Below are 26,071 nucleotides of genomic sequence, written 5' to 3'. Positions count from 1 at the left end.
GGAAAGGCAGGCTGCTTCGGCATCGGAACGGCTCCTTGGCGGGTTGCCCAAGTCTACCAGATCACGCCGAAAGAAGCAGGTTTTTCAGACGTTCCTTAGTCTAAGAGCTTCTATTTCTTTTTCGAAGCCGTTGCTTGCCGCGTCGTCCTCGATGGTTCTTAGCAACTCTTCAAGGGAATGATCTAAGACTTTTGCGATGTTTGTCGCTGATTTTGAACCCGCGATTTTCTTAAAGAAAGATATCAGAAAATCGACCGGCGGTTCCGCTAGATGATCCTGTGGAAGTTGCGAAACTTCGTAATAGTTGCCGATTTCTGAGTTTATGTCGGTTGGTTGTGTTCTTACATGAGTGTTAAGCTTTTTAAGAAATTGCATTTCTCCAGAAGGGGTTCCGTTCGCAATCTCTCTTAAGACTGTAACTGAAGTTACAGGTTGGATTTTTCCCGACGACAATAGGTTTGTAGTCGGCGAATCTGGGTGTCGGATCGCGTTACTGGCTACATTGGTGTCAATCGCGACCCGTATTTGCAACGCTTCGTTCAAACCAACCGCGACACGTCCTTCGCTGCGCGCACGAAATCCTTGAAGAGGGGGTGCGGGTCGAAGGGTTTTGATTTCAGTTCGGGGTGGAATTGCACGCCGATGAACCACGGGTGGTCGGGCCATTCGATGATCTCTGGCAGCTTGCCGTCGGGGCTCATCCCGGAAAACTTCAGGCCGACCTTTTCAAGCTGGTCCTTGTACTGGATGTCGACCTCGTAGCGGTGGCGGTGGCGTTCGTCGATGGTGGTGGTGCCGTAGATCTCGGCGACGCGCGACCCTTCGGACAGCACCGCGTCATAGGCGCCCAGACGCATGGTGCCGCCCTTGTCGTCAGCGACCGAACGGTTGACGCGCTCATTGCCCTGCACCCATTCCTTGAGGTGATAGACGACGGGTTCAAAGCGTTTCTTGCCGGCCTCGTGGTCAAATTCCTCGGACCCGGCGGTGGTCAGGCCCGCGACGTTGCGGGCGGCCTCGATCACGGCCATCTGCATGCCCAGACAGATGCCCAGGTAGGGCACCTTGTGTTCGCGGGCATATTGCGCGGCCTTGATCTTGCCTTCGGTGCCACGCTCGCCAAAGCCGCCGGGCACAACGATGGCATGGAAGCCTTCGAGGTAGGGGCCGGCGTCTTCGCGGTCGAAAATCTCGGCATCGACCCATTTGATGTTGACCTTGACGCGATTGGCCATGCCGCCATGGGTCAGCGCCTCGGCGATGGATTTATAGGCGTCCTCAAGCTGGGTGTATTTGCCGACGATGGCGACATTGACCTCGCCCTCGGGGTTGTAGATCCGGTCGGCCACATCGTCCCAGCGGTCAAGGTTGGGTCTGGGGGCGGGGGTGATCTGGAAGGCGTCCAGCACGGCCTGATCCAGACCTTCGCGGTGATAGGCCAGCGGTGCCTCGTAGATGGATTTGAGGTCCTGCGCGGCGATCACGGCATCGGAGCGGACATTGCAGAACAGCGCCAGCTTTTCGCGTTCCTTGACGGGGATCGGCCCTTCGGAGCGGCAGACGAGGATATCCGGCGCAAGCCCGATGGAGCGCAGTTCCTTGACGGAGTGTTGCGTGGGCTTGGTCTTGAGCTCTCCGCTGGCCTTGAGCCAGGGCAGCAGCGTCAGGTGCATGAAGATGCACTGGCCGCGCGGTTTGTCCTGGCTGAACTGGCGGATCGCTTCAAAGAAGGGCAGGCCCTCGATGTCGCCGACGGTGCCGCCGATCTCGCAGAGCATGAAATCGACCTCATCCTCGCCGATGGAGATGAAATCCTTGATCTCGTTGGTGACGTGGGGGATGACTTGGATGGTTTTGCCGAGATAATCGCCGCGCCGCTCTTTTTCCAGCACGTTGGTGTAGATCCGCCCCGAGGAGATGGAATCGGTCTTGCGGGCGGGGACGCCGGTGAAGCGTTCGTAATGGCCAAGGTCGAGATCGGTTTCAGCGCCGTCATCGGTGACGAACACCTCGCCATGTTCAAAGGGCGACATGGTTCCGGGATCGACGTTGAGATAGGGGTCAAGCTTGCGCAGACGCACGGAAAATCCGCGGGCTTGCAGCAAGGCGCCAAGTGCGGCCGAGGCCAGCCCCTTGCCAAGCGAGGAGACAACGCCGCCGGTGATGAAGATGAAGCGTGCCATGGACCGTGAACCCCGTGATTTATTGCATTTCAGGTGCCCACGGCAGCAGAAATCTGCCGCAGCATCACGGGACTTTATACTACAAGGATTCGTATGCGCTTGGCAATGGATACCGCAAGATGCTGTTGCGGTATCCTCTCCTTACTCAACCGATTGTGGTTAGTCGGCGCGTGGGGTCAGCGGGGCATCATCATCTGCCGCTGGCGGCAGAAGCGTGTCCAGATCGCCAAGGCCCGGCACTGTGGTATCCTCTGCGCCATCCGCCGGGGCAGAGGAGCCGCCCAGACGGTCGATCACCGACGCCCCTGCCGATTTCTCGGCCGCGATCACAGTCAGGGTGATCGACGTGATGATGAAGGCGATTGCGAGGATCCAGGTCACCTTGCCCATCGCCGTGGCCGCAGCACGGCCCGACATGGCACCGCCGCCGCCACCGCCCATGCCAAGCCCGCCCCCTTCGGAGCGTTGCAAAAGCACGACCCCGATCAGCGACAGCGCCAGGAGGAGGTGAATGATGAGGACGACGTTTTCCATGGGCGGGATGACCTGTTCTCTTGTTCCGGGGGTATCTATGCAAAACCACGCGCTGCCGCAACCCGCCTTCTGCACCGAACCGGCGTGGCGCGCGATAAGGCGAGGTTAACCCCGCCTTACGGTCCGCAGAGGGTTTCAGTCCTCGACATCGTCCACATCTGCCTGACCCGACAGTTTGCGGCGCACGAGGCTCCAGCTAAGGCCGATGCCCAGCACGACGGACAGCGCCAGAAGGCCGAGCCAGACGGTGAAATCGCGGTTCGACAGGTCTAGGATGCCGTAATCATACAGCACCCAGAGCAACGCCGCGACAAGGGCCAGCACCAGCGTCATGCCCAAGCCACCGATGGATCGCAGCGTGGCGCGCAGGTAGATTATGTAGCCGACCAGAAGGATCAGCCCCAGCAGAACCACCAGGGGCAGTTGCGCGGAATATTCGGCGCGGGCCCAACGAACATAGTTCCACGGCGTCGGGTTGAACGTCGCGGCCAGCAGCGCGAAAGCGGCGACCCAGCGTATGACAAAACCCATCTTGTGCCCTTCTGTTACAGCGCCTGCTTGCGTGTCGTGCCGATCCGCCGCGCCCTGCGGTGCAAATTCACGGTTCCCCTCGGCCTCGGCAATGGCTATATCGACGCGGGTTTGAAATCTCAATCGGAAGGGTTCAGCATGGCCAATGTAGTCGTCGTCGGTGCGCAATGGGGGGACGAAGGCAAGGGCAAGATCGTCGACTGGCTTTCAGAGCGGGCCGATGTGATCGCGCGCTTTCAGGGCGGCCATAATGCCGGCCACACGCTGGTGATCGACGGGACTGTCTACAAGTTGCACGCGCTGCCGTCCGGCGTTGTGCGCGGCGGCAAGCTGAGCGTGATCGGCAATGGCGTGGTGCTGGACCCCTGGCATCTGCTCGCGGAGATCGCAAAGATCCGCGAGCAGGGTGTCGAGATCACCCCCGAAACGCTGATGATCGCCGAGAACACGCCGCTGATTCTCCCCATCCACGGAGAGCTGGACCGCGCCCGCGAAGAGGCCGCCAGCAAGGGCACCAAGATCGGCACAACCGGGCGGGGTATCGGTCCGGCCTATGAGGACAAGGTCGGGCGCCGGTCTGTCCGGGTGGCGGATCTGGCCGATGCGGCGACGCTGGAGGCGCGGGTGGACCGCGCGTTGCAGCATCACGATCCGCTGCGCAGGGGCTTGGGCATCGAGGCGGTGGACCGCGACGGGCTGGTTGCGCAACTGCGTGAGATCGCGCCGCAGATCCTGCAATATGCCGCCCCCGTCTGGAAGGTGCTGAACGACAAGCGCAAGGCCGGCAAACGCATCCTGTTCGAAGGCGCGCAGGGCGCGTTGCTGGATATTGATTTCGGCACCTATCCGTTTGTGACCTCTTCCAATGTGATTGCAGGTCAGGCCGCCACCGGTGTTGGCGTCGGGCCGGGCGCGATTGATTATGTGCTGGGCATCGTCAAGGCCTATACCACGCGGGTGGGCGAAGGTCCGTTCCCGTCCGAATTGCTGAACGCCGATGGCACACCGGATGCCGATGGTCAGCGTCTGGGCGAGCGCGGCCACGAATTTGGCACCACCACCGGCCGTCAGCGGCGCTGTGGCTGGTTTGACGCAGCGCTTGTGCGCCAGACCTGCGCCACCTCGGGCGTCAAGGGCATCGCATTGACCAAGCTGGATGTGCTGGACGGGTTCGAGACGCTGAAAATCTGCACCGGCTATGATCTGGACGGCACGGTTCTGGACTACCTGCCCACCGCCGCCGATCAGCAGGCACGCTGCAAGCCGATATACGAAGAAGTGCCGGGCTGGTCCGAATCGACCGAAGGCGCGCGTAGCTGGGCGGAGCTTCCCGCCAATGCGATCAAATATGTGCGCCGGGTCGAAGAGCTGATCGATTGTCCGGTTGCGATGCTGTCCACCTCGCCGGAGCGTGAAGATTCGATCCTTGTCACCGACCCGTTCGCCGACTGATGGCGCTGTCCTACAAAGCGCGCAGGCGGTGGTCGCTGGTGGTTCTGCTGATCGGGTTGCCGCTGTATATCGTCGTTGCGGTGACGCTGGTGAACATGCTCGACCGGCCTTCGGCGCTGGTCGAGCTGGCGATCTATGTCGTGTTGGGCGTGATTTGGATGGTGCCTTTGCGGTTTGTCTTTCTTGGCGTCGGGCAGGCTGATCCAGACAAACAGGACCGCGACGGCGAGGGGTGACGCCGTGACGTTCGGGGCGGTTGTGCCCTGATTGCCCGCGATGCGGGCGGTGCCGCGTGACAATGCGGCACTTGACCCTGCCGGACCGGGCGGCAAGAAAGCCCGCAACATTGCCACAAGGAGCACCCATGGCCAGAGCCCCCGTTCTTGCCCCAGGAGAGGCCGAACGCGAGAAGTCCAAGCGGCTTGGCGTGCTGTCCCGGCTGTGGCCGTTCCTTTCGCCCTACAAGCTGTTGCTGGTCGCCGCCGTGCTGGCGCTGATCCTGACCTCTGCGGTGTCTCTGGCCCTGCCGATGGCGGTGCGCCGGGTGGTGGACAATTTCAACACCGAGGACGGCGCGCTGCTGGACCTTTATTTCGGCGCGGCGCTGGGGATTGCCGCGCTTCTGGCCGTGGGGACCGCGCTGCGCTATGCGTTGGTGACGCGGCTGGGCGAACGGGTGGTCGCGGATATTCGCAAGGCGGTCTTTGATCGTGTGATCGGCATGAGCCCCGCCTTCTTCGAGAAGGTGATGACCGGCGAGGTTCTGAGCCGGATCACCACCGACACCACGCTGATTCTGTCGGTGATCGGCTCGTCGATCTCGATCGCGCTGCGCAACGCGCTGATCTTTGCGGGCGGGATGGTGCTGATGCTGTTCACCTCGCCCAAGCTGACCGGGCTGGTGTTGCTGATCGTGCCGCTGGTGGTGGTGCCGATCCTGACGCTGGGCCGCAAGATGCGGGTTCTCAGCCGCGAGAATCAGGACTGGATCGCGGCCTCGTCCGGAAATGCGTCAGAGGCGCTGTTGTCGGTGCAGACGGTGCAGGCGTTCACGCATGAGGACATCAACCGCGCCGCCTTTGCCGAGGTGACGGAGAAAAGCTTTGACGCGGCGCGCAAGCGGATCTTTACGCGTGCGCAGATGACCATGATCGTGATCTTCCTGGTGTTCAGCGGTGTCGTGGGCGTGCTGTGGATCGGCGCATGGGATGTGCGCGCAGGCGATATGAGCGCGGGCGCGCTGGTGCAGTTCGTGATCTATTCGGTGATGGTGGCAGGCTCTGTCGCGGCCCTGTCCGAGATTTTCGGGGAATTGCAGCGTGCCGCAGGTGCGACCGAACGTCTGGTCGAATTGCTGGAGACCGTTGACAGCGTCAATGACCCCGCCAGCCCGGTGCAGATGCCCGTGAAGGTGCGCGGCGAGATCCGGTTCGAGGATGTGCATTTCAACTATCCCGCACGGCCGGATACGCCCGCGCTGGAAGGCGTTGATCTGACGATCAATCCGGGCGAGACGGTGGCGTTGGTCGGGCCGTCCGGCGCGGGCAAGACGACCGTGATCCAGCTGATCCAGCGGTTCTACGATCCCGATAGCGGGCGGGTCACGCTGGACGGGATTGATCTGGCGACGACGCGGCGCGACGATTTCCGACGCTCCATTGCGCTGGTTTCGCAGGATCCGGTGATCTTTGCCGCTTCGGCCCGCGACAATATCCGCTTTGGCCGGCCCGATGCCAGCGACGCGGAAATCAAGGAGGCCGCGCGCACCGCCGCCGCCGATGACTTCATCTCGGCGCTGCCAGATGGCTATGACACCTATCTTGGCGAACGCGGCGTGATGCTGTCGGGCGGGCAGAAGCAACGGATCGCCATTGCACGGGCCTTGCTGCGCGATGCGCCGGTGCTGCTGCTGGACGAGGCGACAAGCGCGCTGGATGCGGAAAGCGAACGTCTGGTGCAGGCCGCCGTCGACAAGCTGGCGCGCGGACGCACGACGATCATCGTCGCGCACCGGCTGGCCACGGTGAAGAAGGCCGACCGGATCATCGTGATGGATCATGGCCGCATCGTCGCCTCTGGTCCGCATGACGCGCTTGTGGCGCAGGGCGGTCTGTATGCGCGGCTGGCCCGGCTTCAGTTCACCGATGGCGTGGCGGCGGAATAGGCGCTGGGCGCGGTTTGCGTGATTGCCTTGCGCGACGCGCATTGCCTTTGTCGGGTTACGCTGTGCCGATGATGGACGAGGGTGACTGAGGATATTCAAGACATTGCTGTTTGGACGTTGCGTCAGTAGGCAAGTTTCCGCAGCGTCTTGTTTGATGTGGCAGGCTTGCGTGAGGCGATGCTTGTCCTGCAAGGTGGGGCGGGGACGCGACTGGGAGGAGCGCTAATGAGTTTTGCATCCATGGCGGATCGGAATGCGATCGAGGACGAAATGTCCTGGGAAGACCGGGATCTGCCCAAGACCATATTTGGACTGCTCGACCGGACCGCGACGGCCTTTCCGGACCGGCCCGCTGTCAGCTATCAGCTGACCTCTGGCCCGGCGGACAAGGCCGAAACGCTAAGCTGGGCGCTGCTGCGCGAACAGGTGGTGCAGGCGGCCAATCTTTTCCGTTCGCTCGGGATCGGTGAAAATGATGTGGTGGCCTATGTGCTGCCCAATTGCACCGAAACCATCGTGACGCTGTTGGGCGGCATGATTGCGGGCATTGCCAATCCGATCAATCCCTTGCTGGAACCGGAACAGATTGGCGCGATCCTGCGCGAGACGGATGCCAAGGTCGTGGTCACGCTGCGCGCCTTTCCCAAGACCGATCTGGCGCAGAAGATGGCCGAGGCCGTCCGTCATGCCCCGCATGTACACACAGTGCTTGAGGTCGACCTCAACCGCTATCTGACACCGCCGAAGTCGTGGATCGTGCCGCTTATCCGACCGAAGGCGACCAGCGATCACAAGGCCAGCGTCAAATCCTTTCACAAGGAAATCGCCCGACAGAACCGAAAGCTTGATTTTGCCGACAGCCAGGGCGACCGGGTGGGTGCCTATTTCCACACCGGCGGCACCACTGGAATGCCCAAGGTCGCGCAGCACCAGTATTCCGGAATGATCTACAATGGCTGGCTGGGACACCGGCTGCTGTTTTCCGAGCAGGACAACATCATGTGTCCGCTGCCGCTGTTTCACGTCTTTGCCTGCCATGTGATCCTGATGGCGTCGCTGGCCTCTGGCGCGCATGTGGTGTTCCCCACGCCGCAGGGCTATCGCGGCGAAGGCGTGTTCGACAATTTCTGGAAGCTGATCGAACGCTGGCAGATCAGTTTCATCATCACCGTGCCAACGGCGCTTTCGGCGCTGATGCAGCGGCCCGTGGATGCCGATATTTCTTCGGTAAAGACCGCGTTTTCCGGCTCTGCCCCGCTGCCATTGGAACTGTTCCGGCGGTTCGAGGAAGCCTCTGGCGTGACCATCGTCGAGGGCTACGGGTTGACCGAGGCGACCTGTCTTGTGTCCTGCAACCCGCCCGAAGGGGCCAAGAAGGTCGGATCGGTCGGCATTCCGTTCCCGCATACCGAGGTCCGAATCCTCAAGTCCGGGCCGGACGGGCTGATGCAATGCGACGTGGACGAGGTCGGCGAGATCTGCATCGCCAATCCGGGCGTCTTCGCGGGCAGCACCTATACCGAAGAGGTGAAAAACAAGGATCTGTTCTATCATGACCGGTTCCTGCGCTCCGGCGATCTGGGCCGGATCGACGCGGATGGCTATCTGTGGATCACCGGGCGGGCCAAGGATCTGATCATTCGCGGCGGGCACAATATCGACCCGGCCGAGATTGAAGAGGCGTTGCTGTCGCATCCCGCCGTGGCCTTTGCCGGGGCGATTGGTCAGCCGGATGCGCGCGCGGGCGAACTGCCTTGCGCCTTTGTCGAACTGGTCGGCGGGACCGAGGTCACAGAGGAAGAGCTGATCGCGCATTGCAAGACGCATGTCCACGAACGCGCGGCATGGCCCAAGCATATGACGATATTGCCGGAACTGCCCAAGACCGCCGTTGGCAAGGTGTTCAAGCCCGATCTGCGCAAGATGGCGATCACGCGGGTGTATAACGCGGCGCTGGAAGAGGCGGGCATCAAGGCGCGTGTGGTTGCCGTGATCGACGACAAGAAACGCGGGCTGGTCGCCAAGCTGGAGGCGAACGGGGCTGACGAGGTTGCGGTCGGCGATGTGCTGGGCAATTTCACGCGCCCCTGGGATTGGGCGGAGTCTGACGGGTCTGCGGGCTGAGGCCTTCTCCGGTCACGGACCGGAGGCTGCGTTTAGGCCGGAGGCTGCTTAAAGCGGCCCTGGTTCTTATCAGGGGATGCGCGCGCGAGGGCCAACGCGGACCGATCCGGCATGGGGCGCGGCCTTGTACGGGGTCAGTGGCCCGCGCTGCTGCGCGTGATCGGGTCGATGGGGGTTGTTGGCAGCGCCAGCGCGGTCTCGATATGCTGCGCCACCTGCAAAAGACGGGCTTCGCCGCGCGGGCGTCCGATCAGTTGCAGACCCACCGGCAGCCCGTCGGGTGTGAAGCCTGCCGGCAGGGACATGCTGGGCAGGGTCGTCGTGGTGGCGAGGAAGGAAAAACGCAGCCAGTCGATGTAATCCCCGGTCGGGACGCCTGCGACGCTGCGCGGAAACTCCTCTTCCACCGGGCCGGGGCCGATGCCGGTCACGGGGCAAGCCAGCACGTCGAAATCGGTCAGGAAACGCCGCATCCTGTCATAGAGGGCAGAGCGGCTTAGCTGTGCGTTCACGATGTCCTCGGCGCAAAGCGCGCGGCCTTCGGCGATGTTCTGTGCCAGCGTCGGCTTGTAGAACTCTTGCACGAAATCCGGCGCGCGGCCCGGAAGTGCTGCCCAGTAAAAGGCGCGCAACGCGCGGTAGGTCCTTTCCAGATCGGGCAGGGCGGGGCAGGCATCCTCGACGGTGCAATCAGGGCCTTGCACCCGCGTCATGGCGTCTGAAAGAACCTGCGCAATGTCTCCTTCCACCGGGGCAAAGCCGCCCAGATCGGGGGCGAAGGCGACGCGGATCCGGCCGGGATCCTGCGCCGCCACCGTGGCATAGGGCGTTGCCGGCGCGGGCATGGATAGCGGCCAGACCGGATCGAACCCGGCCATCGCGTCCAGAAACAGCGTGCAATCGGCCACGTTACGGGCCATCGGGCCTTGCAACCCCTCATTGGCAAAGCCCATCGCCGCAGAGCCGCCGCCCGCCACGCCCGGCGAGGGACGAAAGCCCACCACGCCGCAAAAGCTGGCGGGTGTGCGCAGGCTGCCCGCAAGGTCAGAGCCGTGGCTGAGCCAGACCTCTCCGGTGGCCAGCGACACGGCGGCACCGCCCGAAGAGCCACCCGCATTGCGCGCCGTATCCCACGGATTGCGGGTCATGCCGAAGACCGCGTTGAACGTGTTGCCACCCGCGCCCATCTCGGGCGTGTTGGTCTTGCCCATCACGATGGCACCGCGTTCTTCCAGACGCAGCACCAGCGGATCGGAGGCCAGCGGGTAATTGCGTTTCAGCGCTTTCGTGCCCATCGTGGTCAGCACGCCCGCCACCGGGGTCAGATCCTTGATGCCGATGGGCAATCCGCCCAGATCGGTGCCCTTTGCCGACAAAGCGGCCTCGCGGGCGCGGTCGGCACAGATGGTGACGGTGGCGTTGACCGACGGTTCGACCTGCGCGATGCGCGTCAGGCTGGCCTCGACCAGTTCTGTTGCCGAAACCTCGCCTCTGCGGAGCAGCCCGACCGCTTCGGTGGCGGACAGGGCGCAGAGGTCTGGGCCGCTGAAACTTGTATCGGGACGCATTTCGGCTCCTGCTCAATGATTGGGGGGTAGGGCCTGTGGGGCACCTAGTCTGTCTGGCAGAACAGATCGTGGAGCAAGCCAATGACGCGGCGCGTGTCCGCGTTGGCGAGGCTGTAATAGATTGTCTTGCCCTCGCGCCGTGTGCTGACCAGATCCTCTTCGCGCAGACGCGCCAGCATCTGGCTGACCGCCGCCTGACGCATGTCCAGCAAGGTTTCCAGCTCTCTCACGGATTTCTCGCCGGGGCCGAGATGGCACAGGATCATCAAGCGGCCCTCATGCGCCAGCGTCTTGAGATAGGCGGCGGCACGGCTGGCACTTTGCGCCATCTCCTGAGGTGGTGCGATTGGGTCTGCGACGCTCAATTCAACGGTTCCCGGACTGCTGTTCTCTTTTGACCAACATGCGGCATGCGGCGGGTGAATTTCAAGCCTTCGTCAATCGGCAGGCGGCGGTGCACCGCCCTGAAAGGCGTTCTGACCGTGATAGTCGCAAGGGGCCTCTTGCATCTGGAGATGCAGATCATTGCCGGTATAGGGATGCGCGCGGGCCAGATCCTCGTCCACGTCGATGCCAAGGCCGGGGCCTTGTGGGGCGGCGACAAAGCCGTTCTCGACCCGGATCGCCCCACGGATCAGCGCATCGTGGAACGGGGTTTCGATGGTTTCGGCCATCAGCAGGTTGGGGATGGTGGCGGCCAGATGCAGGTTCGCCGCCCATTCCACCGGGCCTGCATAAAGATGCGGGGCGATCTCGGCGTTGAAGCCTTCGGCCATGGCGGCGATCTTGCGCGCCTCCCAGATGCCACCGGCGCGGCCCAGAGCGGGTTGCAGGATGCGCACGCCGCCCAAGCGCAGAAGCGCGGCAAACTCGGCCTTGGTGGTCAGGCGTTCCCCGGTGGATAGTGGAATGCGGACGGCGCGGGCGACCTCGGCAAATTCGGTCAGGTTGTCGGGCGGGATCGGTTCCTCGAACCACAGGGGCGCGTAGGGTTCCAGCGCCTGTCCCAGCCGGATCGCGCCTGCGGTGGTGAATTGCCCATGCGTGCCAAACAGCAGATCCGCACGGTCGCCCACGGCGTCGCGGATCGCCTTGCAGAAGGCCACGGATTGCGTGATGTCGCGCATTGCGGGCTGGTGGCCGCCGCGCATCGTATAGGGGCCTGCGGGATCGAATTTCACCGCCGTATAGCCACGTTCGATGCAGTCCAGCGCAGACTCGGCGGCCATGTCGGGCGAGGTCCAGAAATCGGCCATGCGGTGCTGTGGCAGGGGGTAGAGGTAGGTATAGGCGCGGATGCGCTCGTTCATCAGCCCGCCCAGAAGCGCCCAGACGGGCCGGTCGCGCGCCTTGCCGAGGATGTCCCAGCAGGCGATCTCCAGCCCCGAAAAGGCCCCCATGACGGTGAGATCGGACCGCTGGGTGAAGCCCGACGAATAGGCGCGGCGGAACATGCGTTCGATGTTTTCGGGGTTCTCGCCCGCCATGTGGCGTTCAAACACATCTGCGATGACGCCGCGCATCGCGTCCGGTCCGACAGAGGCGGCATAGCATTCGCCCCAGCCGGTGATGCCGCAGGCGGTGGTCAGCTTCACCAGTATCCAGTAGCGCCCGCCCCAGCCGGGGGCTGGTGGCGCGGTGACGATCACGTCGAGGTCTTGCAATTTCATGGCGTGTCTCCTTTGGCGGGGGTTTCGGATCGCTTGCGCGATCCGACCGGGGGGGGGCAAGCCCCCCACACCCCCCAAAAGCAAGGCGGCAGGTCAGCGGGTCAGCATGATCACGTTGCGCCGCGCGCCGCCGGATTTGGTGTCGGCGATGGCCTCGTTGATCTGGTCAAGGTGCCAGCGGGCCGAGATAAGCTCGTCAAGTTTCAGGCGGCCCTGCTGGTAGAGGTCGACCATCCACGGAATATCGCGCGAGATCACCACGTCGCCCATTTTCGATCCGATCATGCCTTGGCCCATGAAAGCAGCGACAACAGGTTCATAGCTGGCCTTCGCGCCCGAGGGCGGCATGCCGACCATGACCACACGGCCGCCCCCCGCAAGGTAGAGCGGCGCGCTGTCATAGGCTGGGATCGCGCCGACGGTGACGATCACGGCGTCGGCGCCCCGTCCCGTGGCCTTGCGCAAGGCTTTCCACGGTTTATCCGAGGTGGCAAGCAGCCCATCCGTAGCACCGAAATCACGCGCGATGGCCAGTTTCTCTTCGGTCATGTCGACGGCGGTGATGCGGCGGGCACCTGCGATCCGCGCGCCCTGAATGGCGTTGAGCCCGACGCCGCCCGCGCCGATCACCACCACGTCCTGCCCGGCGCGCAAATCGGCGGCGTTGACCACGGCACCGACGCCAGTGATCACCCCGCAGGACAGCAGGCTGGCTGCATCCATGGCCATGCCTTCGGGCAGTTTCGCGATCTGGCTGGCGTCGATAACCACGCGTTCGGCAAAGGCACCGCAATTCATCGCCTGCACCACCTCCGTGCCATCGGGCGCGGTCAGTGCAGAGCCATGCGGGCCGGTCTGATCTTCACAGATCGTCGGGCGTCCGGTGGCGCAGTTGGGACAGGTGCCACAGCTACGGATCAGGGTGACCACCACGGGATCGCCGACGGCAAACCCGGTGACACCCGCGCCAAGCGCGCTAATCCGGCCTGCCGCCTCGTGGCCGTAAACGGCGGGAAGCGTGCCGCCCCACGCGCCCTCGGCATATGAAATGTCGGAATGGCAGATCGCTACGGCCTCCAGCGTGACCTCGACCTCGCCAGCCAGAGGCGCGCGCAGGTCAAGCTCTTCGATGCTGAGCGGTGCGCCGAATGCGCGGCAGATGGCGGCCTTGATACGTGGCATATGTCCTCCGGGCGTCACGGTCCTAGCGCGACGGTTGCGCGGAACCTGCCCGGACGCAAGAAGAAATTCCGGCAGACCCCACAGGTCCAGGACGTCGCGCAGGCAGCAAGACGCCGGCCAGACAGGATGCCCGCGCCGCAGCCCATGCGGCGCCTCGCGCCTCAGACGCTTTGGGTCAGGAGGGTGCGGGCGGCGGCCGCAAATCCGCGTGCCTCGGCCGGGGCCTGGCCCAACATTGCGGCCTTGTCGAACGCCTCGGCAGGCAGATCGGGCCATTCCGCGCGGGCCATCTGCATCAGGTCGCCGCCCTCTGCGACAACCCTCTGGCACAGCGCCTTGACGGCGGCCTGTGCGTCGGGGCGCGGCATCCGGGCGGTCAGGGCAAAGCTGAGCGCCTCAGCATTCAGCAGACTTTGCGCGCTGTCCAGCGTCGCCTGCATCTGTGCCGCGTCGGGGGCAAGCGACGCGGCCAAGGCTTCGGCATGTCCGAGGGCGGACGCCGCCGACAGGCACAGCTGCGGCAGGGTCAGCCATTCGGTGAACCAAGCGGCCCCGTCGCGTTGCAAGGCGTGCCCCGCCGTGCCGCTTAACGTAAAAGCAAGGCCTGTTCCGTGATGCCACAATGCGATCAGCACCGACGGCCCCACAGGGTTTTGCTTTTGTGGCATGGTCGAGGACCCGCCGGACGCCGCCAGACGGACCTCTGAAATGCCCGATTGGGTCAGCAGCACCAGATCGGTGCCCAGCTTGCCAAGTGCGGCCAGCAACCGGGTGATCCATTGCGCGATGCGCAGAATCGGGGCGCGGTCGGTATGCCAACTGCGGCCCGGATCGGTCAGGCCCAGCTTTTCGGCAATCTCGCGCCGCAAGGCAGGTGCCTTTGCCCCCAAGGCCGAGGCGGTGCCCGCCGCGCCTGACAGCGACACCCAAAGCCCGGTTTCGCGCAGCGCCCGAAGCTCTGCCAGCAGATCCAGCAGCGGCGCGCCCCATTGCGCCACCAGCGCGCCAAAGCTGGTGGGCGTGGCGTGCTGGCCATAGGTGCGCGCGGCCATCGGCAGATCGGCATGGTCCTCGGCCTGCGTGGCCAGCGCGCCGATCAGCGCGGTCAGGTTTGCCTCGTACTGTGCCAGAACCTGTTTCAGCCGCAGCATCTGCGCGGTGTCCAGAATATCCTGAGAGGTCGCGCCCCAATGGACATATTGCGCATGTTCCGGCGCGCTCATTTCGTGGCGGAAGGCCGCGACAAGGGCCGGGACGCTGACGCCGTTCTGCGCTGTGGCCTCGCGCAGTTGCGCGGGGTCGATCAGCACCTCCATCGCGGCGCGTTGGATGGCGGCGGCGCTGATCTCGGGGATGATGCCCGCCTGGCCCTGTGCCTGCGCCAGCGCCCCCTCGACCAGCAGCATGGCGCGCACCTCGGCGGTGTCGCTGAACAGGCGGGCGGTCTCGCCGGTGTCGAACAGGCCGCCCAGATGGGCGCTGTCAAAGGGTGTGGCGGTCATGGCGTGGCCCTTGCGATCACGGACAGGCGGCGCGCGAGGTCATCGGGTGCCGCAAAAAACGGTGAATGGCTGGTGGGCATCTCGGTGACGTCCGGGGATGGCCAGTCGGCGGTCATGGAGCGCTGAAATTCCGGCGGAACGGTGCGGTCTTGGGTGCAGCGGATATAGCTGCGCGGCACGCTTGCATAATTGGCACCAAGGCTGACGGGCGTTTCCTGCGGCCGGATCGCCTGCGGGCCAAGCCGTGCTTTGGCATAGGCCACGGTGTCCGAGGGGCAGTCGTGATAGAAAACCTGCTGCGCCAATTCGGGCCGCACCGTGAAGGCAAGGCCATCGGCTGTCTTTTCGATCGCAGGCAACAACGGCTGATACGGTGCCTGCCTGCGGCGCTGGGCGAGTGACAGGCCATCTGTGGGGACATAGGCGCAGAGATAGATCAGACGGCTGATCCTGTCGGGCGCACGCTCTGCGGCGAGGCTGATCGGATAGCCCGCCATCGAGTGACCGACCACCACTGTGGGGCCGTCCAGCGCGTTCAGGATCGCCTGTGCATAAAGCTCCAGCGTGATGTCTTGCACAGGGGTCTTGTCGGCACCCTGACCCGGCAAGTTGATGGCGTGGGCACTGTGGCCCTGCGCCGTCAGCGCCGGGATCACGTCGCGCCAGCACCACGCGCCGTGGCAGGATCCGTGGACCAGCAGAAAATCAGACATGGCCCTGCGCGGTCAGAAAGTCGGTCAGGATGGCGGCATATTCTTCGGGCTTTTCGACGCAAGGCAGGTGGCCCGCGCCCTTTATCAGGCGGAAGTCGGAGCCTTTGATCAGGTCGATCGTCTCGCGCACCAGATCGGGCGGGGTGGAGCCATCAACCGATCCCGCGATGCCGAGCGCGGGCAGGGTCAGCGCGGCTGTGGGCGTGTAAAAATCGGTGCCGGAAATGGCCTGCGAGCAGCCGATATAGCCTTCCAGCGGTTGCCGAAGCAGCATGTTTTCCCACCCAAGAAACGCGTCCGTCTGGCGGAACCCCTCCGAGAACCAGCGCTCTAGGATCGCATCGGACAGCGCGGCAATGCCGCCTTTGCGCAGGGTCGCGACACGATCTTCCCACATGTCTTTCGTGCCGATCTTGGCACCGGTATTGGACAGGACCAGCGCGCGGACCAGATCCAGCCGCTTGGCTGCCAGTCCCTGCGCGATCATCCCGCCGATGGACAGGCCGACAAAGACGCAGTCGCGCACGCCCAGATGATCCAGAAGACGTTCGGCATCCGTGATCAGCGCGCCCATCGAATAGGGTGCCGGCGGACAGGAGGACAGGCCATGCCCGCGCTTGTCATAACGGATATATTTCAACCCCTTCGGCAAGAGCGGGATCACCTGATCCCAAAGCCGCAGGTCGGTGCCCAGCGAGTTTGCAAAGACCACCGGCGCGCCATCCGGATTGCCATCAATCCGGTAATGCAGGCCGATCTCTCCTAGCGTTGCGATTTTCATGTCTGTTCCTTCAGTGGCGGCACGACGCGCGGGTTTGACGGATCCGCGCGCAGGTGCTGTCAGGCGTTACCAAGGCGAGAGGCGCGGGCAAAGACGTCTGCATCGACATTGCCGCCCGAAATGACACAGATCACCGCATCGCCGTCAATCTGGTCGGCGTGGTAGAGTGCTGCGGCCAGCGCCACGGCGCCGCCCGGTTCGGCCACCAGTTTCAGCCGCAAGAACGCTTGCGCCATCGCGTCCAGTGCCTGTGTGTCGGTGACGACAAGTCCGGGGCCGCACAGGCGCTGCATGATCGGAAAGGTCAGATCACCGGGCGCGGGCGTCAGGATCGCGTCGCACAACCCGCCGGATAGCCGGTCGTTGCGCAGGATCTGACCGGCGACAAGCGAGCGGGCGGTGTCGTCGAAGCCTTCGGGTTCGACGGGACGGGCGCGCAGGCAGGGGGCATGTGCCTCCAGCGCCAACGCGATGCCCGATGTCAGCCCGCCGCCGCCGCAGCAGACCAGCACATCGGCGGTCTCCACGCCTGCGTCGCGTGCTTGGCTCGCAATCTCCAGCCCGCAAGTGCCTTGGCCTGCGATCACCTGCGGTTCGTCGTAAGGCCGGATCAGGGTGAGGTCGCGCGTCTGCGTCAATTCTCCGCCCAAGGCCTCGCGGGTTTGCGCCCCGGCACGATCATACAGCACCACCTCGGCACCCAGAGCGCGGGTATTGGCGATTTTCAGCGCGGGGGCGTCTTCTGGCATGATGATAACGGCGGGAATGCCGTGCTGGCGGGCGGCCAGCGCCACGCCCTGCGCGTGATTGCCCGACGAATAGGCCAGCACGCCCCGCGCCCGCACATCCGGGGCAAGCGCAGAGATCGCCGCATAGCCGCCGCGATATTTGAAGCTGCCGGTATGTTGCAGGCATTCGGGTTTGACCAGCACGCGCCGCCCGGCGATTTCGTCCAGAAATGGCGAGGACAGCAGCGGCGTGCGTCTTGCGTGACCGCTTAGCCGCTGTGCGGCGGCCTCGATCATGGTGATGTTCAACGCATGCTCTCCAGCCATTCATCCAGCGCGGCCAGCGCCTCGGGTTCGTCCAGAAAGGGGATATGGGCGCGGTCGGGCACTTCGGCGGCGATCATGTCCGGACGGCGGCGCTGCATTTCCGCAAAGGTGGCAGGGGTCAGCAGATCGGAATTGGTGCCACGGATCGCCGCCAGCGGCAGGCCCGCCATCGCGTCGAAGAACGGCCAGAGATCGGGGGCAGGCTGCGCGCCAGCGGCCTCGACCGCGTCGCGCAACCGCGCGTCATAGGGCAGGTCAAGCCCTTCGGGAGTTTCGATATACAGCTTCTCGACCTCAGCGCGCCACCGCTCTGCCGGGACATTGGCAAAGCCTTTCATCGCCCCGGCACGGGCGGCGGTGGCTTCTTCAAATGTCTTCCAGCGCGGTTTTCGCCCGAGATAGCCCATGATTGCCTCCAGCCCGTCAGTGGCAATGTCCGGGCCGATGTCGTTGAGCGCGACACCCAGCACACGGTCGCGGGCGCCGGCCCCCAGCCCCATGGCGATCAGCCCGCCGCGCGACGTGCCCAGCACCGCGGCCTTGGACAGCTTCAGATGGTCAAGCAATTCGACGGCGTCGCGCGCCTCGATCGGGATGGTGTAGGTCTCTGGTCCCGGCCAGTCGGATTTGCCGCGCCCGCGATAATCCAGCCGGATCAGACGCACGCCCTTCAGATGGGGCGCGACATAGTCGAAATCCCGACCATTGCGGGTGAGGCCGGAAAGCGCCAGCACGGGCAGGCCTTCGCCCTCATCGGTGTAATGCAGGCGAACGTCGTCGGAGGACTGGAAATAGGGCATCAGATGGCAATCTCCGGCAATGTCGTCAGGTCGGACAGGATGTGGTGGGGGCGGTGTGGCAGGCGGTCGACGGGGTCGCCCGCGCGGTTGGCCCAGACGGTGGTAAATCCGTAACCTGACGCCCCTGCCACGTCCCAGCCGTTGGACGACACGAAAAGCACCTCTTCGCGGGCGCAACCGAAGCGTGCGCCGACCATGTCATAGACTTTGCTGGCGGGCTTGAAGATGCCGACCTCCTCGACCGACAGGACCGCGTCGAGATAGGTGCCGATGCCGGAAAATTCCACCGCGCCGTCCAGCATGTCGGGGCTGCCATTGGACAGGATGGCGCAGGATTTGCCCGCTGCCTTGAGCTTTGCCAGCATGGCGGGCACTTCAGGGTAGGCGGCAAGTTCCCAGTACAATGCCAGCAGGATTTCGCGCAGCTCTGCGTCCTCCTCCAGCCCGTGCTTTTGCATCGCCCAGGCGAGCCCGTCCATCGTGACGTTCCAGAATGGTGTGTGTTCGCCAGTGATCGCCCGCAGCCAGGTGTATTGCAGCTGTTTGGCGCGCCAGTCGGCGGCGAGCGCCTGCCACGAGGCGGCGAGTTTCTCGCGTCCCGGCTGCTCTGCCGCCTGCCGTGCGGCGGCGGTGACGTCGAACAGGGTTCCGTAAGCGTCGAAGACACAGGTGGTGATGGGCATGCTGTCCTCCGTGAATCCCATTACAGTCGCATGCTGGACCGGCGGGGAAAAGGGGCGAAATTCGCCTGTTCATCGCCATCGGGAATGTCGGTTTGCAATCCGCTGACAGGGCGGTTAGGGTCTTGCGCCATTCATCCAGGTCGTTTGCGCAGGCAGCGCACGGCCTTTCAAACTCATCCCAAGACAGTACTGGATTTAGCATGACCGAAGTCAAAACGGGAGACACCGTTCGCATCCACTATACCGGCACGCTGGCCGATGGCAGCACGTTCGATTCCAGCGCGGGCCGTGATCCGCTGGAATTCACCGTGGGGTCCGGGCAGATCATTCCCGGCCTCGACAAGGCGATGCCCGGCATGACCGTCGGCGATTCCAAGAAAATCGACGTGGTCGCGGACGAGGCCTATGGCCAGCCCGATCCCGCCGCGCGTCAGGCCGTGCCGCGCACCGAGATCCCGGACGATGTGCCGCTGGACCTTGGCACGCAATTGCAGGTGCAGACGCCCGATGGCCAGACGATGGCCGTGACCGTTGCCGAAGTGACCGAAGAGCAGGTGACGCTGGACGCCAATCACCCGCTGGCGGGCAAGGATCTGACCTTTGATATCGAGCTTGTCGAAATCGCCTGAGCTGGCTTTGCAGGTTTGACCTGAATGAGTGCCTTCGGCACACAGGCTTTTTCTAAAAACGCGGCCCTCATCAGGGCCGCGTTTTGCGTGTGGCGAATGTGGTCCTGCCGAAACCAGTGGCAAGTTTGCTGGAGAGTTTGCGGGGGGAGCCGATACCGGGGGGACGGTCTGGTCAGGACCGCACAGCTTTTCCGCAGCAGGCTGGGCGGAGACCCCGACGTTGTGAGTGTTCTTGAATGCTGTGCACGATCTTCTTGGCAAGCGAGGGGTTTTGTCGGTAGCCTCACGCCGAAGTGATACTGTTTGCCGTTGCAAACTTTCAAACTGGTGGAGTCTCGGCTCGGTCCTATCTAGTCTGCAAAGCGAGGGCAGGAGAAAAAGGTGCGGTTTCATATGCGTGTTGGAAGTTGGGCTGGGGTTGCGGCGAGTGTGGTCATTGGCATAAGCGGTGCGCCGTCGGCACTCTGGGCGCTCGACTCCGTTGATTTCCGCTTTGCCAATGGCGAGTCAGAGCTTGCCGAAGACATTCAGGACGTCTCGCTTGTCGCGGCTGCGAAAGACGAGGGGCGTACCGGGCCACGGAGCATCCTTGCCGCTGCGCTGGCTGATTACGCCCGCATCGTTGAGACTCTGTATACACATGGCTATTACGGCGGGACGGTCAATATTCTGGTGGATGGGCGCGAGGCGAGCGCCATTCCGCTTTTGGATGTGCCGACCAGGATCGACACCGTTGCCATTGTCGTGGATCGCGGCCCGCAGTTTCGGTTCGGGCGGCTGAGTGTGGCCCCGCTTGCGCCGGGGACCGAATTGCCTGACGGTTTCGGGCCAGGCAAGAAAGCCCGCAGTCCGGTTATTCGCAGCACCGTCAACGTCGCGGTCGATGGGTGGCGGGAAGTCGGCTATGCCAAGGCCGATGTCGGCGCGCAAACCGTCACGGCCCAGCACGGCGATAGCACTCTGTCGGTGGATGTGCGCATTGCGCCCGGCCCGAAAGTGCGCTTTGGCGATCTTGTCATCACCGACCCCAGCGCCGTTCGCGCGGCGCGCATTCAACGCATTGCAGGATTGCCGACCGGCGAAGTCTATTCGCCTGACGAGCTGCGCCGCGCCGCAGAGCGGCTGCGCCGCACCGGGGCCTTTGCCTCTGTCAGCCTGACGGAGGCTGATCTGGTCGGGCCGGATGGCAGCATGGATGTCGAAGCCGCGCTGGTTGATGAAAAACCGCGCCGCTTCGGCTTTGGTGCCGAGCTTTCGTCGCTTGAAGGGCTGATGCTAAGTGGCTTCTGGCTGCACCGGAACCTGCTTGGCGGGGCAGAGCGGCTGCGTTTCGATGCGCGGGTCTCGAATATCGGCGGCAGCAGCGGCATTGACTATTTCGCGGGTGTGAAGCTGGAGATTCCGGCCGCTTTGGGGGCCGATACCACGGCCTTTGTCATGGCCGAATACGAGCTTCAGGACGAGCCATCCTATTTTTCCGAAGCGGTTACGGTCGGCGGCGGTGTCACCTGGCGTCTGACCGACAATATCAGCGCCGAGGCGGGGATTTCCTACAGCTATTCGGAAATCAGCGACAGTTTCGGTGACCGGACCTTTCAGGTTGTGGCCTTTCCCACATCCATCACGCGCGACAAGCGCGACGATGTGCTGAACGCGACGAAGGGCACCTATGCAAAGCTGGAACTGACGCCATTCGCTGGGCTGCAAGGCTCTGACAGCGGGACGCGGGTCTATACTGACATCCGCGCCTATCAGGGATTTGGCGAAGAGGACGGCGTGGTGGTCGCGGGGCGGCTGCAATTCGGGGCTGTGCTTGGCGCGGGGCTGGAAAAGACGCGGCCGGAATACCTGTTTTATTCGGGTGGTCCCGGCACCGTGCGCGGCCAGCCTTACCAATCGCTTGACGTCGATCTGGGCAGCGGGGACAGCAGCGGTGGGCGTGGCTTTGTGGGCCTGTCGACGGAACTGCGGGTGGCAGTCACGCAAAGCATCGGTGTGGTGGGGTTTGCCGATGCCGGCTATGTCAGCGCCGATAGCAGCTTTGGCGATACCGGCGACTGGCATGCGGGCGCGGGACTGGGCTTGCGATACCAGACGGGCATTGGCCCCATTCGCCTTGACGTCGCGGCCCCGGTGTCGGGCGATACCGGCGACGGCGTGCAATTCTACATCGGGATAGGGCAAGCGTTTTGAAACATCTGACCTGCATCCTTGTCATTCTTGCCAGCCTCATGCTGCCGATGGCGGCCACTGCACAAACGCAGGAGGAAGACCGCGGCTACCTTCAGGGCCTGCTGGAGGATAACCTGTCCTCTGCCGGACGGTCGGTGCGGATTGTCGGGTTCGAGGGCGCGCTAAGTTCGACGGCGACGATCGAAGAGATGACGATCGCAGACGATCAGGGCGTCTGGATCACCGTGCGCGGCATCGTGCTGGACTGGAAACGTTCTGCCTTGCTGCGCGGCGCTGTCGTGGTCGAGGAGTTTTCCGCGACAGAGATTGATCTGGACCGTTTGCCGGTCTCCACCGGGCCGGACACACCCGCCCCCGAGGCGACGCCTTTCGTGCTGCCAGATCTGCCCGTGTCCATCAATATCGGCAAGATCGCCGCAGAGCGTGTCCGCCTGGGACCGACCGTTCTGGGCCGCGAAGTGGTGGTGACGCTGGAAGGCTCTGCCCAACTGTCCGGCGGCGAGGGTGAGGCCGCGCTGACTGCGCAAGGCACAGAAGGCACCGACATCGCGCTGAACCTTGCGGGAAGCTACGCCAACGAGAGCCGCAACCTGACACTGGATCTGAGTGTCGAAGAGGGCGCGGACGGATTGGTTGCCACACTGATTGGCCTGCCCCAAACGCCTGCGTTGTCGCTGACCGTGCAGGGCGACGGACCGCTGGACGCCTTCGGGGCGGAAATCGCGCTGGAGACAGATAATGAACCCCGTCTTGTGGGCACCGTCACGCTGTCGCGGGTCGAAGGCGACACGCCATCCGAGACCGGCCACCGTTTTGCCGCACAGCTTGGCGGCGACATTCGACCGCTGCTGCAACCGGACTATCGCGATTTTGTCGGCGCGGACCTGTCGCTTGATGCCTCTGGTGTCAGCTATGAGGATGGTCGGCTTGAACTGACGGAACTGGATGTGCAGGCGCAGACGATCTCTGTCCAGGGCAGCGCTGCGCTGGGCCCGGACCAATGGCCAGAGCGGTTTGACCTTGAGGCGCGCATCGCGTCAGAAGACGGCGCGCCCGTGTTGCTGGCGATCCCCGGCGACCGGACAGAGGTTGGTTCTGCGCAACTGGGTTTGCAATTCGACAGCGCACAAAGCGATGTCTGGCAGGCGCGGATTTCTGCAGACCGTTTCGCGCGGCCGGATCTGACGGCCGAGGCATTGGTGCTGGCCGGGGACGGGACGCTGCGGCGCGGTGAAGGATCCGTCTTGGGCCAAGTGCTGGGCGATCTGAACCTCAAGATCGGGGGCTTGGGTTTCTCTGACGAGGCGCTGGCCGCTGCGGTAGGGGCGGACCTGAGCGGTGATGTGAGTTTTGATTATACCGAAGGCAATCCGCTGAATCTCAGCGCGATCCGCCTGAACGGTGCCGATTACATGCTGAACGGCGACGCGACGGTTGCCTCGGTCGAGGGCGCGGTCGAGACGGATATATCGGGCAATATCGCGCTGTCGGCAAATGATCTTGGCCGGTTTGCACCGCTTGTCGGACAACCGCTGGATGGGTCCGCGCAATTGCAGATCGCGGGGCGGGTCTCGGCGATTTCGCGCGGATTCAACCTGACGGCAAACGGCACGACCACCGATCTGGCGCTGGGGCAGGACAATTTCGACCGGCTGTTTGCCGGTGAGGCGGCGTTGTCGCTATCCGCCCTGCGTGATGAGGGCGGGGTCACGCTGAACAATTTTGTCATCGACGCGAACGGCACAAAGCTGGAGGCCAGCGGCACCCTTGCCACTGGCGACAGCGCCGGTCAATTCTCGTTGGTCACGGCAAATGCCGGGCTGATAGAGCCGCGCCTGCAAGGGCCAGCGCGCCTGTCGGGGACGTTCAAGCAGACCGAAGACAATTGGGATTTCGACGTTGATGGCGCGGGGCCGGGCGATGCCACAATCGCAGCCAAAGGCAGGGCAGAAACGCTGAACGGGGCGCTGGTGGCACTGTCCGGAAATGGCGAATTGCAAGCCGGTGATCTGGCCGCCTTTGCCGAGATCGCGGGTCGCCCATTGGCGGGGGCCGCGACCCTGACCGTCGATGGCCGCTTTGAGCCTGAAACGCAGCATTTCAACGTCGAGGCCAATGGCACCACGCGCGATCTGGCCATCGGGCAGCAGAATTTCGACCGGCTGTTCGCGGGGCCTGCGACGCTTGCCGTGGTTGCGCGCCAGGATGAAACGGGCCTGACGCTGGAAAGTGCGAAGATCGACGCCGACGGGCTGCGGCTTGACGCCGACGGCACGCTGATCGATGGCAACAGCGCAGGGCGGTTCACGCTGATCGCACCGGATGCAAGCCGTCTTGACGGCCAGCTTAGCGGCGCTGCCCGGATTAGCGGCACGGTCACACAGACCGGTGACGACTGGGTGTTCGATGTAAACGGCGAGGGGCCGGGTGCCGCGCAGCTTAGCGCGCGCGGAACGGCCATCACCGACGCACTGGCGCTGGTTTCTGTCACCGCAGAGGGCAGCGCGCAGGTGCAGGACCTGTCGGCCTATGCGCAGATCGCCGGACGTCCCATCGGCGGCGGCGTGCAACTGGACGGATCGGGCACCTATCTGGCATCGGGCGATCTGAACGCGACGGCCAGCGTCGTTGGCCAGTCTCTGCGCACAGGAATTGCCGAGGCTGACAAGCTGCTTGTCGGGCGCAGCACGTTTGAAACCACGCTGCGGCGCGAAAGCGGCACCTTTGTCTTCGATCAACTGGAAATCGCAACGCCGGAACTGACGGCGGATCTGACCGGATCGCTGTCGTCAGAGCGCAGCCGTCTGCGGTTTTCCGCAGCCTTGCGCGACATCGGACTATACGCGGCGGATTTCTCGGGCCGGGCGACGGCCAGCGGTTTGATCAGCGCATCGGGCGGGCCTTATACGGTGGATGTCAGCGCGACCGGGCCGGGGGGCATCGCCGCCGATATTGACGGGCAATATGACGTCGCCAATGCGCGCGCCAACTTGACGGTGCGCGGCAATGCACCGCTGGGGCTGGTCAGCAGCCTCGCCGCCCCGAACCTGATTTCCGGCGCGGTGGATTTCGACATCGGCATCAACGGGCCACTGGCGTTGCAATCGCTGTCTGGGCGCGCGTCGCTGAGCAGCGCTCAGGTGGTGGTGCCAAGTGCCGGGCTGTCGATCACCGGCATCTCTGGCGCGGTAAATCTGGGCGGCGGGCGTGCCAACCTTGATTTCAACGGCAATCTGTCTTCGGGCGGACGGCTGCGGCTGGGCGGGGCAATCACGCTGACGCCGTCCTATCCCGCCGATCTGGCGCTGGCGCTGAACGGGCTGGATCTGGTCAAGCCGGGCCTCTATGAGGCCAAGGCCGATGGCAACATCACCATGCGCGGGCCACTGACGGGCGGTGCCCTGATCGCAGGTGAACTGATACTGAATTCGGTGGAACTGCGCGTGGCCGATACGGGCATGGGACCATCGGGCAGCGTGTTCGGTCTGCACCACGTCAATGCGCCCCGAGATGTGCGTGCCACGCTCAATCGCGCGGGCAAAGAGGATGCCGGGGCTGGTGGGTCGTCTTCCGGCACAGCCTCTGCGGGTGCGTCTTATCCGCTGGACCTGCTGATCCGTGCGCCTGCAAGGATTTTCGTGCGTGGGCGCGGGTTGGATGCCGAACTGGGCGGAGAGTTGCGCCTGACGGGAACCACCACGAATGTCGTGCCGCAGGGCGAATTTGACCTCGTGCGGGGCCGGTTCAATATCTTGGGAAAACGGTTGGACATAACCGAAGCATCAGCGCAGCTTCTGGGCGATTTCGATCCGTATCTGCGGGTCGTGGCCGAGACTGACTCAGGCGATGTGACCGTGCGGTTCATCATCGAGGGGCTGGCCTCTGAGCCCGAAGTTACGATTACCTCGACGCCGGACCTGCCCGAAGAGGACATCCTTGCCCAGCTTCTGTTCGGGCGTGACATGTCCGAGATTTCGGCGTTTCAAGCCTTGCAGATTGCATCGGCGATCAACACGCTTGTCGGGCGCGGCGGGGATGGCATCATGGACCGGCTGCGAATGGGCTTTGGCGTTGATGATCTGGACGTGACCACCGACGAAGAGGGCAATGCCGGGCTGCGATTGGGCAAGTATATCTCGGAAAACATCTATACGGATGTGACGGTCGATGCGTCGGGTGATAGCGAGGTGAACCTGAACCTCAGCATCACCCCGTCAATCACTGCGCGGGGCAGCGTGTCGTCGGATGGCGATACCGGGTTGGGCATCTATTTCGAGCGGGATTACTGACGTTCAGCGTCAGTCCGG

General features: G+C 63.9%; 20 protein-coding genes. 7 read left to right on the top strand and 13 right to left on the bottom strand.

Going from position 1 to position 26,071, the window contains the following annotated elements:
* Positions 1-539: 539 nt before the first annotated feature.
* From B8991_RS15035 to B8991_RS15025, 3 genes are all read right to left on the bottom strand, one after another.
* Positions 540-2,183 (bottom strand): CTP synthase, encoded by a 1,644-nt coding sequence (locus tag B8991_RS15035; protein WP_084353818.1) that lies wholly within the window; start codon positions 2,181-2,183, stop codon positions 540-542.
* A 159-nt stretch (positions 2,184-2,342) separates the two neighbouring features.
* The gene (secG, locus tag B8991_RS15030; RefSeq protein ID WP_084353817.1) at positions 2,343-2,717 is read right to left on the bottom strand and encodes a preprotein translocase subunit SecG; all 375 of its coding nucleotides are present in this window, start codon (positions 2,715-2,717) and stop codon (positions 2,343-2,345) included.
* A 135-nt stretch (positions 2,718-2,852) separates the two neighbouring features.
* Positions 2,853-3,371: a DUF6524 family protein gene (locus B8991_RS15025; RefSeq protein WP_328588514.1), complete on the bottom strand. Its 519-nt coding sequence runs from the start codon at positions 3,369-3,371 to the stop codon at positions 2,853-2,855.
* A gap of 15 nt (positions 3,372-3,386) precedes the next feature.
* Here B8991_RS15025 and B8991_RS15020 point away from each other — a divergent pair, with 15 nt between their 5' ends.
* The 4 genes from B8991_RS15020 (at position 3,387) to B8991_RS15005 (ending at position 8,988) form a co-directional block, all read left to right on the top strand.
* Positions 3,387-4,700 (top strand): adenylosuccinate synthase, encoded by a 1,314-nt coding sequence (locus B8991_RS15020; RefSeq protein ID WP_084353816.1) that lies wholly within the window; start codon positions 3,387-3,389, stop codon positions 4,698-4,700.
* Entirely contained in the window at positions 4,700-4,936 is a 237-nt protein-coding gene (locus tag B8991_RS15015; protein WP_084353815.1) for a DUF2842 domain-containing protein, read from the top strand. Before B8991_RS15020 ends, B8991_RS15015 begins: the two co-directional genes overlap by 1 nt.
* A 128-nt stretch (positions 4,937-5,064) precedes the next feature.
* Positions 5,065-6,864 carry an ABC transporter transmembrane domain-containing protein gene (locus tag B8991_RS15010; protein ID WP_084353814.1) on the top strand — a complete coding sequence of 600 codons (1,800 nt, stop codon included), beginning with the start codon at positions 5,065-5,067 and terminating at the stop codon, positions 6,862-6,864.
* A 225-nt stretch (positions 6,865-7,089) separates the two neighbouring features.
* Positions 7,090-8,988 carry an acyl-CoA synthetase gene (locus B8991_RS15005; RefSeq protein WP_084353813.1) on the top strand — a complete coding sequence of 633 codons (1,899 nt, stop codon included), beginning with the start codon at positions 7,090-7,092 and terminating at the stop codon, positions 8,986-8,988.
* A 134-nt stretch (positions 8,989-9,122) separates the two neighbouring features.
* Here the strand turns inward: B8991_RS15005 and B8991_RS15000 are convergent, their stop codons facing one another.
* From B8991_RS15000 to B8991_RS14955, 10 genes are all read right to left on the bottom strand, one after another.
* The gene (locus B8991_RS15000) at positions 9,123-10,556 is read right to left on the bottom strand and encodes an amidase (RefSeq protein ID WP_084353812.1); all 1,434 of its coding nucleotides are present in this window, start codon (positions 10,554-10,556) and stop codon (positions 9,123-9,125) included.
* A gap of 44 nt (positions 10,557-10,600) precedes the next feature.
* Complete coding sequence (locus B8991_RS14995; protein WP_084353811.1) at positions 10,601-10,885, bottom strand: ArsR/SmtB family transcription factor; 285 nt, start codon at positions 10,883-10,885, stop codon at positions 10,601-10,603.
* A 108-nt stretch (positions 10,886-10,993) separates the two neighbouring features.
* Complete coding sequence (locus tag B8991_RS14990) at positions 10,994-12,226, bottom strand: mandelate racemase/muconate lactonizing enzyme family protein (RefSeq protein ID WP_084353810.1); 1,233 nt, start codon at positions 12,224-12,226, stop codon at positions 10,994-10,996.
* A 93-nt stretch (positions 12,227-12,319) separates the two neighbouring features.
* A complete protein-coding gene (locus tag B8991_RS14985; RefSeq protein WP_084353809.1) occupies positions 12,320-13,408 on the bottom strand; it encodes an alcohol dehydrogenase catalytic domain-containing protein in 1,089 nt (362 codons plus the stop codon).
* 161 nt (positions 13,409-13,569) lie between these two features.
* A complete protein-coding gene (locus B8991_RS14980) occupies positions 13,570-14,910 on the bottom strand; it encodes a lyase family protein (protein WP_084353808.1) in 1,341 nt (446 codons plus the stop codon).
* Positions 14,907-15,623, bottom strand: a complete 717-nt coding sequence (locus B8991_RS14975; RefSeq protein ID WP_084353807.1) for an alpha/beta fold hydrolase — start codon at positions 15,621-15,623, stop codon at positions 14,907-14,909. Before B8991_RS14975 ends, B8991_RS14980 begins: the two co-directional genes overlap by 4 nt.
* Positions 15,616-16,404 carry a 3-oxoadipate enol-lactonase gene (pcaD, locus tag B8991_RS14970; protein ID WP_084353806.1) on the bottom strand — a complete coding sequence of 263 codons (789 nt, stop codon included), beginning with the start codon at positions 16,402-16,404 and terminating at the stop codon, positions 15,616-15,618. The genes B8991_RS14975 and pcaD overlap by 8 nt, the downstream gene beginning before the upstream one ends.
* Positions 16,405-16,463: 59 nt before the next feature.
* The gene (locus tag B8991_RS14965; RefSeq protein WP_235866647.1) at positions 16,464-17,459 is read right to left on the bottom strand and encodes a threonine ammonia-lyase; all 996 of its coding nucleotides are present in this window, start codon (positions 17,457-17,459) and stop codon (positions 16,464-16,466) included.
* On the bottom strand, positions 17,438-18,259 hold the full coding sequence (locus B8991_RS14960) for an alpha/beta fold hydrolase (protein WP_084353804.1): 822 nt from the start codon (positions 18,257-18,259) through the stop codon (positions 17,438-17,440). The genes B8991_RS14965 and B8991_RS14960 overlap by 22 nt, the downstream gene beginning before the upstream one ends.
* Complete coding sequence (locus tag B8991_RS14955) at positions 18,259-18,942, bottom strand: haloacid dehalogenase type II (protein WP_084353823.1); 684 nt, start codon at positions 18,940-18,942, stop codon at positions 18,259-18,261. Before B8991_RS14955 ends, B8991_RS14960 begins: the two co-directional genes overlap by 1 nt.
* Positions 18,943-19,142: 200 nt before the next feature.
* Between B8991_RS14955 and B8991_RS14950 the strand changes: the two genes are divergently transcribed.
* The 3 genes from B8991_RS14950 to B8991_RS14940 all read left to right on the top strand — a co-directional run bounded on the left by B8991_RS14950 (position 19,143) and on the right by B8991_RS14940 (position 26,053).
* Positions 19,143-19,571, top strand: coding sequence for an FKBP-type peptidyl-prolyl cis-trans isomerase (locus tag B8991_RS14950; protein ID WP_084353803.1), 429 nt, complete (start codon positions 19,143-19,145; stop codon positions 19,569-19,571).
* A gap of 381 nt (positions 19,572-19,952) precedes the next feature.
* Positions 19,953-21,764 carry an autotransporter assembly complex protein TamA gene (locus B8991_RS14945; RefSeq protein ID WP_235866646.1) on the top strand — a complete coding sequence of 604 codons (1,812 nt, stop codon included), beginning with the start codon at positions 19,953-19,955 and terminating at the stop codon, positions 21,762-21,764.
* Positions 21,761-26,053 carry a translocation/assembly module TamB domain-containing protein gene (locus B8991_RS14940; protein WP_084353801.1) on the top strand — a complete coding sequence of 1,431 codons (4,293 nt, stop codon included), beginning with the start codon at positions 21,761-21,763 and terminating at the stop codon, positions 26,051-26,053. The genes B8991_RS14945 and B8991_RS14940 overlap by 4 nt, the downstream gene beginning before the upstream one ends.
* Positions 26,054-26,071 lie beyond the last annotated feature (18 nt).

It is taken from the genome of Primorskyibacter flagellatus, from assembly GCF_900176485.1.
Classification (GTDB): Bacteria; Pseudomonadota; Alphaproteobacteria; order Rhodobacterales; family Rhodobacteraceae; genus Primorskyibacter; species Primorskyibacter flagellatus.
This window is presented reverse-complemented; position numbering and strand designations above follow the sequence as displayed.